This window comes from Streptomyces platensis, from assembly GCF_008704855.1.
In the GTDB taxonomy this organism is placed as follows: domain Bacteria; phylum Actinomycetota; class Actinomycetes; order Streptomycetales; family Streptomycetaceae; genus Streptomyces; species Streptomyces platensis.
In genome coordinates this window covers 5,198,629-5,213,974 of record NZ_CP023691.1, presented here as the reverse complement: position 1 = coordinate 5,213,974, position 15,346 = coordinate 5,198,629, and the positions used below count along the sequence as shown (strand labels likewise).

15 protein-coding genes and 1 riboswitch are annotated in these 15,346 nt (G+C 71.8%); of the genes, 7 read left to right on the top strand and 8 right to left on the bottom strand.

All coding sequences use genetic code 11. The features are described 5' to 3' along the window. Positions 1 to 58 precede the first annotated feature (58 nt). Positions 59 to 568 carry a hypothetical protein gene (locus CP981_RS23170; RefSeq protein ID WP_085926955.1) on the bottom strand — a complete coding sequence of 170 codons (510 nt, stop codon included), beginning with the start codon at positions 566 to 568 and terminating at the stop codon, positions 59 to 61. 246 nt (positions 569 to 814) lie between these two features. Between CP981_RS23170 and CP981_RS23165 the strand changes: the two genes are divergently transcribed. Continuing rightward, positions 815 to 1,273: a hypothetical protein gene (locus tag CP981_RS23165; RefSeq protein ID WP_085926956.1), complete on the top strand. Its 459-nt coding sequence runs from the start codon at positions 815 to 817 to the stop codon at positions 1,271 to 1,273. Then, the gene (locus tag CP981_RS23160; protein ID WP_085926957.1) at positions 1,270 to 1,563 is read left to right on the top strand and encodes a hypothetical protein; all 294 of its coding nucleotides are present in this window, start codon (positions 1,270 to 1,272) and stop codon (positions 1,561 to 1,563) included. The genes CP981_RS23165 and CP981_RS23160 overlap by 4 nt, the downstream gene beginning before the upstream one ends. A 168-nt stretch (positions 1,564 to 1,731) precedes the next feature. Here CP981_RS23160 and groL read toward each other — a convergent pair whose 3' ends face one another. The 4 genes from groL to thrC form a co-directional block, all read right to left on the bottom strand. Beyond that, a complete protein-coding gene (gene groL, locus CP981_RS23155) occupies positions 1,732 to 3,357 on the bottom strand; it encodes a chaperonin GroEL (RefSeq protein ID WP_085926958.1) in 1,626 nt (541 codons plus the stop codon). 387 nt (positions 3,358 to 3,744) lie between these two features. After that, positions 3,745 to 3,948 (bottom strand): cold-shock protein, encoded by a 204-nt coding sequence (locus CP981_RS23150; protein WP_003986833.1) that lies wholly within the window; start codon positions 3,946 to 3,948, stop codon positions 3,745 to 3,747. 423 nt (positions 3,949 to 4,371) lie between these two features. Continuing rightward, positions 4,372 to 4,650, bottom strand: a complete 279-nt coding sequence (locus tag CP981_RS23145; protein WP_018089727.1) for a MoaD/ThiS family protein — start codon at positions 4,648 to 4,650, stop codon at positions 4,372 to 4,374. Between the two features lie 83 nt (positions 4,651 to 4,733). Beyond that, positions 4,734 to 6,017: a threonine synthase gene (gene thrC, locus CP981_RS23140; protein WP_085926959.1), complete on the bottom strand. Its 1,284-nt coding sequence runs from the start codon at positions 6,015 to 6,017 to the stop codon at positions 4,734 to 4,736. Positions 6,018 to 6,034: 17 nt separating this feature from the next. After that, a riboswitch (SAM riboswitch) is annotated at positions 6,035 to 6,195 on the bottom strand. Positions 6,196 to 6,364: 169 nt separating this feature from the next. On the opposite strand from thrC, the gene CP981_RS23135 reads away from it, so the two are divergent. Both CP981_RS23135 and CP981_RS23130 read left to right on the top strand, forming a co-directional pair. Further along, positions 6,365 to 7,327 carry a glucosyl-3-phosphoglycerate synthase gene (locus tag CP981_RS23135; protein WP_085926960.1) on the top strand — a complete coding sequence of 321 codons (963 nt, stop codon included), beginning with the start codon at positions 6,365 to 6,367 and terminating at the stop codon, positions 7,325 to 7,327. A gap of 96 nt (positions 7,328 to 7,423) precedes the next feature. Continuing rightward, positions 7,424 to 8,947: an alpha,alpha-trehalose-phosphate synthase (UDP-forming) gene (locus CP981_RS23130; protein ID WP_085926961.1), complete on the top strand. Its 1,524-nt coding sequence runs from the start codon at positions 7,424 to 7,426 to the stop codon at positions 8,945 to 8,947. A gap of 13 nt (positions 8,948 to 8,960) precedes the next feature. On the opposite strand, the gene otsB is transcribed toward CP981_RS23130, so the two are convergent. The 3 genes from otsB to CP981_RS23115 all read right to left on the bottom strand — a co-directional run bounded on the left by otsB (position 8,961) and on the right by CP981_RS23115 (position 11,693). After that, complete coding sequence (gene otsB / locus CP981_RS23125) at positions 8,961 to 9,872, bottom strand: trehalose-phosphatase (RefSeq protein WP_085926962.1); 912 nt, start codon at positions 9,870 to 9,872, stop codon at positions 8,961 to 8,963. A gap of 99 nt (positions 9,873 to 9,971) precedes the next feature. Beyond that, positions 9,972 to 10,259, bottom strand: a complete 288-nt coding sequence (locus CP981_RS23120) for a DUF3263 domain-containing protein (RefSeq protein ID WP_085926963.1) — start codon at positions 10,257 to 10,259, stop codon at positions 9,972 to 9,974. 168 nt (positions 10,260 to 10,427) lie between these two features. Next, on the bottom strand, positions 10,428 to 11,693 hold the full coding sequence (locus tag CP981_RS23115; RefSeq protein WP_085926964.1) for an ABC transporter substrate-binding protein: 1,266 nt from the start codon (positions 11,691 to 11,693) through the stop codon (positions 10,428 to 10,430). A gap of 225 nt (positions 11,694 to 11,918) precedes the next feature. Between CP981_RS23115 and CP981_RS23110 the strand changes: the two genes are divergently transcribed. The 3 genes from CP981_RS23110 (at position 11,919) to CP981_RS23100 (ending at position 15,218) form a co-directional block, all read left to right on the top strand. Continuing rightward, positions 11,919 to 12,875, top strand: a complete 957-nt coding sequence (locus tag CP981_RS23110; RefSeq protein ID WP_085926965.1) for an ROK family protein — start codon at positions 11,919 to 11,921, stop codon at positions 12,873 to 12,875. Further along, a complete protein-coding gene (nagA, locus tag CP981_RS23105) occupies positions 12,875 to 14,086 on the top strand; it encodes an N-acetylglucosamine-6-phosphate deacetylase (RefSeq protein ID WP_085926966.1) in 1,212 nt (403 codons plus the stop codon). Before CP981_RS23110 ends, nagA begins: the two co-directional genes overlap by 1 nt. Before the next feature lie 193 nt (positions 14,087 to 14,279). Beyond that, complete coding sequence (locus CP981_RS23100) at positions 14,280 to 15,218, top strand: 1-phosphofructokinase family hexose kinase (protein WP_085926967.1); 939 nt, start codon at positions 14,280 to 14,282, stop codon at positions 15,216 to 15,218. Positions 15,219 to 15,346 lie beyond the last annotated feature (128 nt).

The window sequence follows — 15,346 nt, the reverse complement described above, 5'->3', positions numbered from 1 at the left end:
AGCCCCAGACCGACGCCGGCCCGTCGCGACCGTAACCGACCGCAGCGCCCGGCCGCCCTCACTCGGCGTCCGGTCCCCCGTCCCGCGCCCGGGGCGCCCTGGCCAGCCGTGTCGTCACCCGGGTCGTGCCCGCCGAGCACGTCACCGTGCGGAACCGGCCGCCGGTCTCGGCGACCCAGAAACCCTCGGCGACCGTGAACGCCTGTACTCGCACCCCGCGGCGCCATCCCCGGAAGTCGACCTCGACGAGGTCGGCGCCGGGCGGCAGTTGGCCCCACGCCAACGACCAGCGCGCCGCCGCACGGCCGCTGTGCCGGGCGCCCCGCAGCGGGGAGACACTGAGCGTGCTCAGGACGGACACATCGAGCAGACCGGCCGCGCTGTGCACCTCCAGAGCCGGCCGGCCCGCGGACCCACGGGCGATGCGCAGCAGCCAGCCACTCAGCGGCAGCCGGAGTTCATTGGGCACGAGAGTGCGCAGCGGCCCCTCGCCGCAGGTCCCGTCCGACGGGCCGCGGCCGCCCCGGATGGGCGACGGGAGGCCCGTACGGGAGCGCTCGTCCGACATGAGGACACCACCGCATTCCACTGTGTCTCCTGGGGGTTCGACCGGTGCGGTTCTGTACGGCTGCGAGCGTAGAAGCCCTCTTTGTGGTTTCCCTGTGCCTCCGCCCGCGCCCCCGGCCGGACCTGCCCCGAATCACAAGGTCTCCACAAAGACGGCTCCTACCTTCTCCGGCAGACGGCCGGTCCGCCGTACTCCCCTTGGTGCGGACGCGGCCGTGCCCATCGTCTTGAGAAAGGGAGCATCACCATGCAGCGTCCCAAGGCCCCCCTGACCGGAGCCCTCGCCGGGCTCGCGCTCGCCGGATCCCTGCTGACCACGGCGGCACCGGCGAACGCGGCCGGGAACGACGCCCCGGCCGCCTCTTCGTCCTCCTCCGCCGACCGGAACCACCACGGCGGCGGCCTCTGCTCCCGCGTCTCCAAGGTGGACCAGCGCCTGGCGCGCGCGATCAAGCGGATCGACGGCGACGAGCAGACCCGTGGCTCCCTCGCGCGTCTGGAGAAGCGGCTGAAGAACGCCCGCGCCAAGAAGCACGACGAGATCGCCACGTTCCTCCAGGACCGGCTGACCACGCGCAAGGCACGGCGGCCCGCCCTCGTGCGGCAGCGCGCCGAGCTCAAGGAGGTCGCGGCCTGGTGCGCGAAGCAGAAGGACCACGGCCAGGAGAAGAAGCAGGACAACGCCCCGGAGAACAGCGGCTCATGAGGCGCTCCCGACGCGCCGCGCTGCTGCTGACGGCGGCGGTCGCGCTGCCCGTGCTGGCCGTCACCGGATGCTCGGGATCGACCGGCGGTCAGTCGCCGTCCGGGGCCTCGGCCGGTGACGGGTCCGCGGCACCACAGGACCCGGCCTCCCCCGCCACCTCCGGCTCATCCGGCTCATCCGGCTCATCCGGCTCGTCCGCCGACGAGGAGAAGCAGATGCTGAAGAAGCTCGACGAGGCCGAGAAGGCGGCGGACGCCGCCGACTCCGACGCGGCGAACGATCCGCGGTAGGCAGTCCACGGCGAGCAGCCCGCGATACGCAATCCGCGGTACGCAATCCGCGGTGAGGCAACCACGGCGCACCAACGCCGCCGGGGCGGCACCCCCCTGGAAGGAGGGTGCCGCCCCGGCGTACGTGTGGACGTGTGATCCGGGAGGATCAGCGTCTGATCCGGAGGATCAGAAGTCCATGTCACCGCCCGGCATGCCGCCCGGAGCGCCCGCCGCGGCGGCCTTCTCCGGCTTGTCGGCGATGACGGCCTCGGTGGTGAGGAAGAGCGCCGCGATGGAGGCGGCGTTCTGGAGCGCGGAGCGCGTGACCTTGGCCGGGTCGATGATGCCCTCGGCGATCATGTCGACGTACTCACCGGTCGCGGCGTTCAGACCGTGGCCGATGGGCAGGTTGCGCACCTTCTCCACCACAACGCCGCCCTCAAGGCCGCCGTTGACGGAGATCTGCTTGAGCGGGGCCTCCAGGGCGAGCTTCACGGCGTTGGCGCCGGTCGCCTCGTCACCCTCGAGCTCCAGCTTCTCGAAGACCTGGGAGGCCTGGAGCAGGGCGACGCCACCGCCGGCGACGATGCCCTCCTCGACGGCCGCCTTCGCGTTGCGAACGGCGTCCTCGATGCGGTGCTTGCGCTCCTTGAGCTCGACCTCGGTGGCGGCACCGGCCTTGATGACGGCCACGCCGCCGGCCAGCTTCGCCAGACGCTCCTGGAGCTTCTCGCGGTCGTAGTCCGAGTCGCTGTTCTCGATCTCGGCGCGGATCTGGTTGACGCGGCCCTGGACCTGCTCGCTGTCACCGGCACCGTCGACGATGGTGGTCTCGTCCTTGGTGATGACGACCTTGCGGGCGCGGCCGAGCAGTTCGAGACCGGCGTTCTCCAGCTTGAGGCCGACCTCCTCGGAGATGACGGTGCCACCGGTGAGGATGGCGATGTCGCCGAGCATGGCCTTGCGGCGGTCACCGAAGCCCGGGGCCTTGACGGCGACGGACTTGAAGGTGCCACGGATCTTGTTGACGACCAGGGTCGACAGGGCCTCGCCCTCGACGTCCTCGGCGATGATCAGCAGCGGCTTGCCGGACTGCATGACCTTCTCCAGGAGCGGCAGCAGGTCCTTCACGCTGCCGATCTTGGAGTTGACGATGAGGATGTACGGGTCGTCGAGCGACGCCTCCATACGCTCCATGTCAGTGGCGAAGTACGCCGAGATGTAGCCCTTGTCGAAGCGCATACCCTCGGTGAGTTCCAGCTCCAGACCGAAGGTCTGGGACTCCTCGACGGTGATGACGCCTTCCTTGCCGACCTTGTCCATGGCCTCGGCGATGAGCTCGCCGATCTGGGTGTCAGCGGCGGAGATGGAGGCGGTCGAAGCGATCTGCTCCTTGGTCTCCACGTCCTTGGCCTGCTCCAGCAGGGCGGCGGAGACGGCCTCGACGGCCTTCTCGATACCGCGCTTGAGGGCCATCGGGTTGGCGCCGGCGGCGACGTTGCGCAGGCCCTCGCGGACCAGGGCCTGGGCCAGGACGGTCGCGGTCGTCGTGCCGTCACCGGCGACGTCGTCCGTCTTCTTCGCGACCTCCTTGACCAGCTCGGCGCCGATCTTCTCGTACGGGTCCTCGAGCTCGATCTCCTTGGCGATGGAAACACCATCGTTGGTGATCGTGGGGGCGCCCCACTTCTTCTCGAGGACGACGTTACGGCCCTTGGGGCCGAGGGTGACCTTGACGGCGTCGGCGAGCTGGTTCATCCCGCGCTCGAGACCGCGCCGTGCCTCCTCGTCGAACGCGATGATCTTGGCCATGTGAAGTGGTCCTCCCGGACTGGGGTGGATTGCTCCGGACCGCGCTGGCGCCCGCGACGGACGACCTGCAGACCTGTGTGGTTCCTTGCCCCACCGATCCGCGGGCCTCGCCGACCCGGTCCTTCTTTGTCACTCTCACTGGGAGAGTGCTAACGCAATGATTAGCACTCGGGGTAGGAGAGTGCAAGCCGCCCGGAGGGTGCGGTTGGGCGGCGGGCGGGCACGAGGCGGCCACGAAGGCGCCCTCCTCCTAGGGGTGACAAGTGGGCCGCACGCACCCCGCCCCCGCGCGACCCGCCCACCCCGCAGCCCCGCCCCGCAAACAGCCGAAGGCCCGTACCCCCCTCAGGGGTACGGGCCTTCCTCACGCAGCAGTCGGTCGGCGCCTCAGCCGGCCACCCGGACCATGTCCGCCTGCGGCCCCTTCTGGCCCTGCGAGATCTCGAACTCGACCCGCTGACCCTCCTCAAGGGTGCGGTAGCCGTCCATCTGGATCGCGCTGTAGTGGACGAAAACATCCGCACCACCGTCGACCGCGATGAAGCCGTACCCCTTCTCCGCGTTGAACCACTTGACGGTGCCCTGAGCCATGCCTAACTCCCCTATTACTGGCCCTTGCGCAGGACCGCACTCCGCGGACCCGGGTCAGACCTCACCCCGCGAAAGGCCCGTGGGGTGTGCGCCGGAACGCGTCGACCGCCGCTGAATGTATCTGCACAGATGCCCAGAGCAACAGGTCAATCGGACGAGAATTCCGGCGCCGGAGAATCGGCTATATGCGGCGAAATCCCAGTTCTCCAGGGCAAGTCGGGCCGGGCATAGGGCACCTAGGCGACAAATACCGCCCACACTTTGGCCACAACTGATCGCGAACACATATGCGTTCGGCACGCGCACGGTGATATCCGGAGGGGGATCACCCCAATGGTATCTCCTTTCACAACATGGAATTGCCCCGTCCGCTTTCTGGCGGACGGGGCAATTCCGGTCATGCAGGAGAAGAGTTGGCGCAAATCAGCAGCCGCCGGCCACCGCCGGGATGATCGAGATGCCCGCACCGTCCGGGGTGGGCGTCTCCAGGCCCTGCTCGAAGCGCACATCGTCATCGTTGACGTACACGTTCACGAAGCGGCGCAGCTTGCCGGCGTCGTCCAGCACACGGGCCGCGATGCCCTGGTGGTTCTGCTCCAGGTCGGCGATCACCTCGGAGAGGGTCGCGCCCTCGGCGGGGACCTCGGCCTGGCCACCGGTGTACGTGCGGAGGATGGTGGGGATGCGGACCTTGACGCTCATGGTTCTGCCTTCCAGGGGTACGGAGTACGAGTTCGGGGGCTGGGCGCGGCCACGTCCGCCGGATGCCGGACGGGCCGGCGGCCTCAGCGGGCCAGGCCGGCCGCGCGGAACGCGTCCAGGTTCGGACGGATCGTCGCCGTGGGCCCGGAGGTGGGGGCGACCGCGTCGAGTGTCTTGAGGCCGTCACCCGTGTTCAGTACGACGGTGGTCAGGGACGGGTCGAGGACGCCCTCCTCGATCAGCTTCTTGGTCACGCCGACGGTCACGCCGCCCGCGGTCTCCGCGAAGATGCCTTCCGTCCTGGCCAGCAGCTTGATCGCGTCCACGATCTGCGCGTCGTTGACGTCCTCCACGGCACCGCCCGTACGGCGCGCGATGTCGAGCACATACGGCCCGTCGGCGGGGTTGCCGATCGCCAGCGACTTGGCGATGGTGTCCGGCTTCTGCGGGCGGACGACATCGTGGCCGGCCTTGAAGGCCGTGGACACCGGCGAGCAGCCCTCCGCCTGGGCACCGAAGATCTTGTACGGCTTGTCCTCGACCAGGCCGAGGGCGATCAGCTCCTTGAGCCCCTTGTCGATCTTCGTGAGCTGCGAGCCGGACGCGATCGGGATGACGATCTGGTCCGGGAGCTGCCAGCCCAGCTGCTCGCAGATCTCGTACGCGAGCGTCTTGGAACCCTCGCCGTAGTACGGCCGCAGATTGACGTTGACGAAGCCCCAGCCCTCGCCCAGCGGGTCGCCGATGAGCTCCGAGCAGAAGCGGTTGACGTCGTCGTAGTTGCCCTCGATGCCGACCAGGTCACCGCCGTAGACCGCGGCCATCACGACCTTGCCGGCCTCCAGGTCGTGCGGGATGAACACGCAGGACTCGAATCCGGCGCGGCGCGCCGCGGCGCCGACCGCACCGGCGAGGTTGCCGGTGGAGGAGCAGGACAGGGTGGTGAAGCCGAAGGCGCGGGCGGCCTCGACGGCGATCGCCACGACGCGGTCCTTGAAGGAGTGCGTCGGGTTGCCGGAGTCGTCCTTGACGTACAGACCGCCGGTGACGCCCAGCTCACGGGCGAGATTGTCGGCCTTCACGAGCTTGGTGAAGCCCGGGTTGAGATTGGGCTTGTCGGCCACGTCGGTGGGGACGGGCAGCAGCGGGGCGTAGCGCCAGATGTTGTCCGGGCCGGCCTCGATCTGCTTCCGCAGGCCCTCGGGGTCGCCGCTCGGCAGGTCGTAGGCGACTTCGAGCGGCCCGAAACATTCCTGGCACGCGAAGATCGGGCCGAGCGCGAAACGCTGTCCGCACTCGCGGCAGGACAGTGCTGCGGCGGGGCCCAGAGCGACGGTGGGGGTGTTTTCGGTGACTTGCACAGCCATGGAGGCGAGGCCCTTTCTCCTCATCTTCCTCGCGGCGAATCTCGCCACGAGACGGATTTGGCACCTTCCCTAGCCGGGAGCCTCACGCGCGCGGGACGTCAGCGTCCTGGCGGCAAGACCGGCTGGAGGGTTGCCGGGGCTTCAACGGGCCGTATCCCTCTGCCCCTCTGGATGAGCGGTATGGCGCTGGGCCGAAACCCAGGCGTTTGTGGCGCGGACCCCGACATGCGACGGTCATCCGCGTTGTTCAAGACTGTAACCGACGGCACTGACTGTTGAGATAGTCGTCCGAACCGCGAGATGGATCACACAGGCCGCCCTCCGGCGGCGACCGAGGAGTCGTAGACGTGCTGGAAGAGGTCGAGAGCTGGCTGACCAGCCACTCCTGGTCCGCCGCTGACCGTCCCCTGGGGCAGCTGCTGGAGGCGAAGCGCCAGACGGGCCGAACGGTCAGTGTCGTGCTGCCCGCGCTCGACGAGGAGGCCACGGTCGGGGCGATCGTGGCGGTGATCCGTGCCGAGCTGATGACCGAGGCCGTTCCCCTCGTCGACGAGCTGGTGGTGCTGGACTCCGGCTCCACCGACCGCACCGCCGAGGTCGCGGCGGCGGCCGGCGCCCGGGTCGTGCCCCGCGACAGCGTGCTGCCACGGCTGCCCGCGCTGCCCGGCAAGGGCGAGGTGCTCTGGCGCTCCCTCCTGGCCACCACCGGCGACATCGTCTGCTTCATCGACGCCGACCTGCGCGAATTCTCCGCCGCCTTCGTCTCCGGGATCATCGGCCCGCTGCTGACGGACCCGGACATCCAGTTCGTGAAGGCGATGTACGACCGTCCACTGGAGACCGGCGACGAGGGGGCCGGGGCCGGCCAGGGCGGCCGGGTCACCGAGCTGGTCGCCCGCCCGCTCCTCAACCTCCACTGGCCGCAGCTGGCCGGCTTCGTCCAGCCCCTGGGCGGCGAGTACGCGGCCCGCCGCTCCCTCCTGGAGCGGCTGCCGTTCCCGGTCGGCTACGGCGTGGAGCTCGGCCTGCTCGTCGACTCCCTGCACACCGTCGGCCTCGACGCCCTCGCCCAGGTGGACGTCGGCGTACGCAAACACCGCCACCAGGACGGCCAGGCCCTCGGCCGGATGGCCGCCGCGATCTACCGCACCGCCCAACTACGCCTGACCCGCGGCCACTTGGTCCGCCCCCGCCTCACCCAGTTCGACCGCGGCAACGAGGGCTTCGTCCCCCGCACGACGGACGTGGACACCGAGGAACGCCCCCCGATGACCGAAATCCCGGAGTACACGGCCCGCCGGGCGGCGTGAGCGCACCGGGCGCCGGCCGCGCCGCCCACCCCGCCTCTTGACCCCTTGACCACTTCCGTACGTTTGCGCGGATCTGTGGCGGGTTACTTTCGCGACATGGTCTCCGAGCGCAGTGCGGTGCAAGCAGGTGCTGAGGTTCTTGTCGCGTCCAATCGCGGGCCGGTGTCCTATGGCCTGGAGGAGGACGGGACGCTGACCGCCAAGCGGGGCGGTGGCGGGCTGGTGTCGGGGCTGTCGGCGATCGGGCCCGAGACGGACGCGGTGTGGGTGTGTGCCGCGCTCGGGGAGGGGGACCGGGAGGCCGTGCGGCGGACGGGTGGTGTGCTGGAGCCGGGGGATACGGGTGGACAGCGTGTCCGGATGCTGGACATTCCGGCCGAGGTACATGCCGCCGCCTACAACAGCATCGCGAATTCGGTGCTGTGGTTCGTCCACCACATGCTCTACCAGACCCCGCTGGAACCGGTCTTCGACGCGGAGTTCCGGACGCAGTGGGCGGCCTACGAGACGTACAACGCGGCCTTCGCCGACGCGCTGGCCGAGGGTGCGGCGCCCGGCGCGGCCGTCCTCGTGCAGGACTACCACCTGGCGCTGGTGCCCGGCATGCTCCGCGAGCGCCGCCCCGACCTGCGCATCGCACACTTCTCCCACACGCCGTGGGCTCCCGCCGAGTACTTCGCGATGCTGCCGGACGACATCCAGCGGAAGCTGACGCTGGGCATTCTCGGTGCCGACCGGGCGAACTTCCTCACCCGGCGGTGGGCCGAGAACTTCGTGGCCTGCGCCGAGACCGGGCTCGGCGGGCAGTGCGAGCGCGTCCGGCCGGAGGACGGGGCACCCGGCATCGTCGCGCTCGTCCCGGAGCGCAAGGCGCACACGACCTGGATCGGTGTGCACGGCCTCGGCGCCGACGCCCGCTTCCTGCGTGAGCGCGCGCACCGCCCCGACGTCGAGGAGCGGATGGCGGCACTGCGTACCGAGATCGGCGGGCCGGGGCGCCGGACCATCGTCCGTGTGGATCGCACGGAACTCTCCAAGAACATCGTGCGCGGCCTGCTCGCCTACCAGCAGCTGCTCGCCGACCGCCCCGAGTGGCGCGAGCGGGTGGTGCACCTCGCCTTCGCCTATCCCTCGCGCCAGGATCTCGCCGTCTACCGCGACTACACCGCCGAGGTCCAGCGGGTGGCCGAGGCCATCAACGCCGAATACGGGACGGCGGGTTGGCAGCCGGTCCTGCTGCACGTCAAGGACGATTTCGCCCGCTCGCTGGCCGCCTACCGGCTCGCGGACGTGGCACTGGTCAACCCGATCAGGGACGGTATGAACCTGGTCGCCAAGGAGATCCCGGTGGTGTCGGACGCCGGCTGCGCGCTGGTGCTGTCGCGGGAGGCGGGCGCGCACGAGGAGCTCGGCGCACATGCCCTGACCGTCAATCCGTACGACGTCGTCGGCACCGCCGAGGCGCTGCACGAGGCGCTGTCGATGGACGACGGCGAGCGCGCGGCACGCACCGAGCGGCTGGCCGCGGCGGCCACCGCGCTGCCGCCCGCGCGGTGGTTCCTGGACCAGCTGCGGGAGCTGCGGGGCGAGGACGCTCAGGAGGGTACGCGGCCCGCCTGATCCGCCTCCCCGCCTATGCCCCGTGCGCCTCGTTCTCGTCCAGCCGGGCCGCCAGGGCGTCGAGGAGGCCGACGACGCCGGACGGGCCGTCGACCACCAGGTCGGCGCGCTCGGCCAGTTCGGCGACCTCGGCGCTGCCGCTGCATACCAGGAGGCCGGTCAGGCCGTCGGAGCGGAGTTTTTCGACGGCGGCGAAGGCGGCCAGGTCGCCGAGGTCGTCGCCGGCGTAGAGGACGGTGGCGGCGCCGGTCTCGCGGACCCATTCGGCGAGGGCGACGCCCTTGTCCATACCGGGCGGGCGGAGTTCCAGGACGAGGCGGCCCGGTTCGACGATCAGGCCGTGGCGTTCGGCGAGTGCGGTGAGCGGGCCGCGCAGCTGGTCGAAGGCGCCCTGGGGGTCGGTGGCGCGGCGGGTGTGCACGGCGATGGCGCGGCCGCCCTTGCGCTCGATGGCGGTCTCGATCCAGGTGCCGTGCCAGACCCCGGAGGCGTCCAGGACGCCGGGGAGTTCGGCCTGTATGGCGGCGACACCGGGGTGCGGGGCGGGCGCGTGGACGGTGCCGGTGGCGGCCTCCCAGCGTTCGGCGCCGTAGTGGCCGAGGACGGTGAGGTGGTCCAGGCCGGGGACGTCCGCGAAGCCGCCGAGGCGGACCGCGACGGTGGCCGGGCGGCCGGTGATCACCGCGGCGGCGCGCAGCCGGGGCACCAGGCGGCCGAGGGCGGCGACGGCGCCCTCATGGGCGCGGGCCTTCTCCGGGTCGGGGACGATCTCGGCGAGGGTGCCGTCGAAGTCGAGGGCGACGACGGTGCGTTCCGGGTGTGCCAGCAGCGCGGCGAGACCGTCGCGGCCGGCCTGGGTGTGCGGGGTCGGCACGGGTCCGGGTGTCGGCCGGTCCGGCGACGCGGCGTTCGGGGGGCTGCCCATGGCGCCGACCCTACCGGCGCACGGCGGGCGCCGGGGGTAGCTCTCCGGTGGCAGCCGGGGGTGTACGGGCGCACGGGGGCGGCGGCCGGGGCGCCCCGGTCAGCGGCGGGCGCGGCGGGCGTCCCGTATACGGCGCAGGCGGTTGACGGTGACGGGGTCGTGGGCGAGCGCGCGGGGGTCGTCCAGCAGGGCGTTGAGGAGTTGGTAGTAGCGGGTCGGGGAGATGCCGAGCTGTTCGCGGATGGCGCGCTCCTTGGGGCCGGGGCCCGGCCAGGAGCGGCGCTCGACGGCGAGCACCGCCTCGTCCCGGGCGGAGAGCTCCGCGGCACGCCCGACGGCCCCGGGCTCGCCGCCCGGACCGCCCGCACCCGCCGTCCCGTCCGTCATCACGCTTCCACGATAAGCGCACGGTCGGACAACGCCCGGCCGGTCACCCGGCGGCGGCCCGGGTCCGGGACGCCCGCCCGTCCCCCGGCTGCGCCGAGCCGACGCATCTGCCCGTTTGCCCGCCCGTATCGCTCCGGGACGCCCACCCGTCCCCCCGCCCGCACCGCGTCATTCGGCGGCGCTGTCCGCGGTGTCCGCGGTGTTCTGGATGTCGGTGAGCACTCCGGACGGGTTGCCCCGCGGGCCGACCGCGGCGCCCATCTTGGCCTTGACGGTCTTGGAGATCAGCGGCCAGGAGGTCTTGTTCGCGGGGTAGAACTCGGCGCCGGCGAGCTGCTTGAGGAAGCCGTGGAACTTGGCGTACTTGTCGTCGGCCAGCATCGCCTGGGAGGCGGCGCTGGTCACCGGCAGCAGGCCGTACTCGCCGGAGAACTTCTCGACGTTCTTCTTGCTGTAGACGAAGTCGAGGAACTTGCCGGCCTGGGCGCGGTGGCCCCCCTGCTTGAAGGCCATCATCCAGTCGGCGACGCCCATGGTGGCCTTGGCCTTGCCGTGGGCACCGGGCAGCTCGACCGTGCCGTAGTCGATGCCCTTGGCCGCGGCCTGCTTCATCAGCGCGGGGTGGCCGTTGAGCATGCCGACCTCGCCGTCGGCGAAGCCCTCGAAGGCGTCCTCGCGGTTGAGCTTGGCGGGGTCGACCCCGGTCAGGCCCTTGCCGACGAGGTCGTCCTTCAGCCACTTGAAGGCCTTGACGTTCTCCGGCGAGTCGATCGTGTACTTGCCGATGCTGTCGGTGTAGCCGCCGCCACCGCTGAGCATCCACTGCATCGTCTCGGCCTGGGTCTCCTCCGGGCCGAGCGGCAGCGCGAAGGGCATCTTGACGCCCCGTGCCTTCAGCAGCTGGGCGTCGTGGGCGATGTCGTCCCAGCTGGCCGGCGGGCTGGTGATGCCGGCCTGGCTGAACAGCTTCTTGTTGTAGAAGAGCCGCCGGGTGCTGGCGCCGAACGGCATGCCGTACTGGACCCGCTTGTATTCGCCGGCCTCCGCGAGGGAGGGGGTGAAGTCGGCCTGGGTGGGGATGGAGAGCAGCTGGTCGGCGCTGTAGAGCTGGCCCTTGGCCGCGTAGTCGGCGTAGGCGCCTATCTGGGCGAGGTCCGGGGCGTGGCCGTCCTTGACCAGGTCCTCGACCTTCTTGTCGACGTCGGTCCAGCTGTAGACCTCGACATCGACCTTGATGCCGGGGTTCTTCTCCTCGAAGGCGCGGGCGAGCTCGTCCCAGTAGTGCTGGGAGCCGTTGGCACGGCTGTCGCCGTAGTCCGCCGCGATCAGTTTGAGGGTGACGTCGTCGCTACCGGAGCCGCTGCCGCAGCCGGTAAGAGTCAGTGTCATGGTGGTGGCGATTGCCGCCGCCAGGCTCAAGTACCGCCGCTGCACTGCTGTTCCCGCCCTTTGTCCTGAAAATCCGTGCTTGTCGGGAATTACCCCGGCCGCCTCAGGGATCGCCCTCGTACGGCATGAACAGCAAGTCTCCCCCGCGCTCTTCATGAGGTCTACACCACCCCCCTCCTGCTCCGGCGCCGGCCTTCCGGCCTCCGTCCGACCCGATCGCTACGGTGAGTGGACTAGACCTTTCCGGCCGGATCGCGCAAAACTGTTCCCGTGAGACACGTCATCGCCCTGGATGTGGGCGGCACCGGGATGAAAGCCGCCCTCGTGGGGGCGGACACCGCGTCTTCCGAAGGCACGCCCCCGGTGCTGCTGTACGAGGCACGGCGCCCCACCGGCCGCGAGCGCGGCCCCGAGGCGGTGGTCGAGGCCATCCTCGGCTTCGCCGCGGAGCTCCGGGAGCTCGGCACGGCCCGCTACGGCGCCCCCGCCGCGGCGGCCGGTGTCGCGGTCCCCGGCATCGTCGACGAGCGGTCCGGCACCGCCGTCTACGCCGCGAACCTCGGCTGGCGGGACGTACCGATGCGGGCACTGCTGTCCGAGCGGCTGGGCGGGGTGCCGGTCGCCCTCGGCCACGACGTGCGCACCGGCGGCCTGGCCGAGGGCCGGATCGGCGCGGGCCGGGGCGCCGACCGGTTCCTGTTCGTCCCCCTGGGCACCGGGATCGCGGGCGCCATCGGCATCGGCGGCCGGATCGAGTCCGGTGCGCACGGCAGCGCGGGCGAGATCGGCCACATCGTCGTACGGCCCGGCGGGCGGGAGTGCGGCTGCGGGCAGCGCGGCTGTCTGGAGACGCTGGCCTCCGCCGCCGCGGTCGGCCGTGACTGGGCCGCGGCCTGCGGCGATCCGCAGGCCGGCGCGGCGGACGCGGCCAAGGCCGTGGCGTCCGGCGATGCGCGGGCGCACACCGTGTGGCAGCGCGCCGTGGACGCCCTCGCCGACGGTCTGGTCACCGGCCTCACCCTGCTCGACCCGCAGACGCTGATCATCGGCGGCGGGCTCGCCGAGGCGGGCGACACGCTCTTCACACCTCTGCGGGAAGCGGTCCGCCGGCGCGTTACGTTCCAGCGGCTCCCCTCGATCGTTCCGGCGGCCCTCGGGGACGCCGCCGGGTGCCTGGGCGCAGGACTGCTCGCCCGGGATCTTCTCTCCACGGAGGTAACCCCCTGATGGCACAGCAACAGTCCGCGCAGCGGCCCTCGGACCCTCCGCGCACCATCCTGGCCGGCGCCCGGATCGCCCGGCCGTCCGGCGTGGTCGAGCGCGGCCGGATCGCCGTCGAGGGCGGCCGGATCGGCGACGTCCACAGCCGGGACCTCGATCTGGCCGAGGGGGTGGCCGGCAGCGTCGTGGACCTCTCGGGCCATCTCATCGTCCCCGGCTTCGTCGATATGCATGTCCATGGCGGAGGCGGTGGCTCGTTCTCGTCCGCCGACCCCGAGGAGTGCATGACGGCGGTCGAGACCCACCGCCGGCACGGCACCACCTCGATGGTCGCCTCCACCGTCACCGGTGAGCTGACCGATCTCGCCCGGCAGGCCGCGGTGCTCGCCGAGCTGGTGCAGCAGGGCGAGCTGGCCGGCATCCACTTCGAGGGCCCGTTCATCTCCCCGCACCGCTGCGGCGCCCACCAGCCGGAGCTGCTGCGCGACCCGGACCCGGCCGATGTCCGCAAGCTCCTCGACGCCGCGCACGGCACCGCGTCGATGATGACCGTCGCGCCCGAACTGCCCGGCGGCCTGGAGTCCGTACGGCTGCTCGCCGACGCCGGAGTGATCGCCGCCATCGGCCACACCGACTCCTCCTACGACGCCACCCGCGAGGCCATCGACGCGGGCGCCACCGTCGCCACCCACCTCTTCAACGCGATGCCCGCACTGGGCCACCGTGCGCCCGGCCCGGTCGCCGCGCTCCTGGAGGACGAGCGGATCACCGTCGAGCTCATCAACGACGGCACCCATCTGCACCCCGCGGTCCTCCAACTGGCGGTCCGCGAGGCCGGGGACGGGCGGGTCGCGTTCATCACCGACGCGATGGGCGCCGCCGGCATGAACGACGGGAGGTATCCGCTCGGCCCGATGCAGGTCGAGGTCAGGGACGGTGTCGCGCGCATCAGCGAAGGCCCCACGGCCGGTTCGATCGCCGGCTCCACCCTCACCCTGGACCGCGCCTTCCAACGCGCCGTCACCGTCGACGGCCTGACGGTCGACCAGGCCGTACAGGCACTTTCGGCCACTCCGGCCCGCCTCCTGGGCATCGACGACCGGGCCGGCGCCTTGCAGACCGGCAAGGTCGCCGACCTGGTGGTGCTGGACGCGGCCTACGACGTGGTGGGCGTCATGCGCCGGGGCGAGTGGCTGGTGCGCCCGCCGGGCGCCTGAGGCTCCGCCCGCACACCGGGGCCGGCACGCGGCCGCCCCTCCCCCGGGCCGTGGCGCCCACGGCGGCCGGGACGGGTCTGGGCCAACCACCACCGACGATGGCATGATCGCTCGCGCACTTGTCCGTATGCCACCGCCGTACGCGGTTGCCCGACGCCCGGCCGCCCGGCCATGACTGCCCGGAGGGGCGACCATGATCCTTACGGTCACGCTGAACGCCGCCCTGGACATCACCTACCGCGTCCCCCGGCTCCATCCGCACACCACGAACCGGATCACCGAGGTGTCCGAACGCCCCGGCGGCAAGGGTCTGAACGTCGCCCGGGTGCTGGCCGCGCTCGGCCACCGTACGGTCGCCACCGGCTTCGCGGGCGGCGGCACCGGCGAGGCCCTGCGCGCGCTGCTCGCGGAGACCGAGGTCACCGACGCGCTGGTCCCGGTCGGCGGCGCCACCCGCCGCACCGTCGCCGTCGTCGACGCGGCCACCGGAGACACCACCCAGCTCAACGAGCCGGGCCCGGTCGTCTCCCCCGCCGAGTGGGACACCTTCCTCGGCACCTACCGCGAACTCCTCGGCGAGGCACGGGCGGTGGCCCTGTGCGGCAGCCTGCCGCCGGGCGTCCCGGTCGATGTCTACGCCCGGCTGACCCGGGCCGCGCGCAGCGCCGGCGTCCCGGTCCTCCTCGACACCAGCGGCGAACCGCTGCGCCGCGGGCTGGCCGCCCGCCCCGACCTCGCCAAGCCCAACGCCGATGAACTCGCCGCCCTCACGGGCAGCACCGAACCCCTGCGCGCCGCCCGCGACGCCCGCCGCCGCGGCGCCCATGCGGTGGCCGCCTCCCTGGGCCCGGACGGCATGCTCGCGGTCACCGCCGACGGCACCTGGCAGGCCGCCCCGCCCCACCGGATCGCCGGCAACCCGACCGGCGCCGGCGATTCAGCCGTAGCCGGCCTGCTCTCCGGCCTGGTCGAAGACCTGCCCTGGCCGGACCGCCTCACCCGCGCCGTAGCCCTCTCCGCGGCAACCGTACGGGCCCCGGCAGCGGGCGAGTTCGATACGGGGACGTATGAAGAGCTGCTGGGGACGGTGCGGGTGGTGGCGCCTTCGCCGGAGGCGCGCAGTGTGAAGTGACTCCCCAGGTGGTGTGGGGCAACAGGTCGGGCTGGGTCGCCGCCGCCTGCGTCGAGGGCGGCCGCATCTAGTCTGACCGGGCCTCCAGCTCACAGACCCTGACGCGTCGGACCGTCGGCCCTCACGCA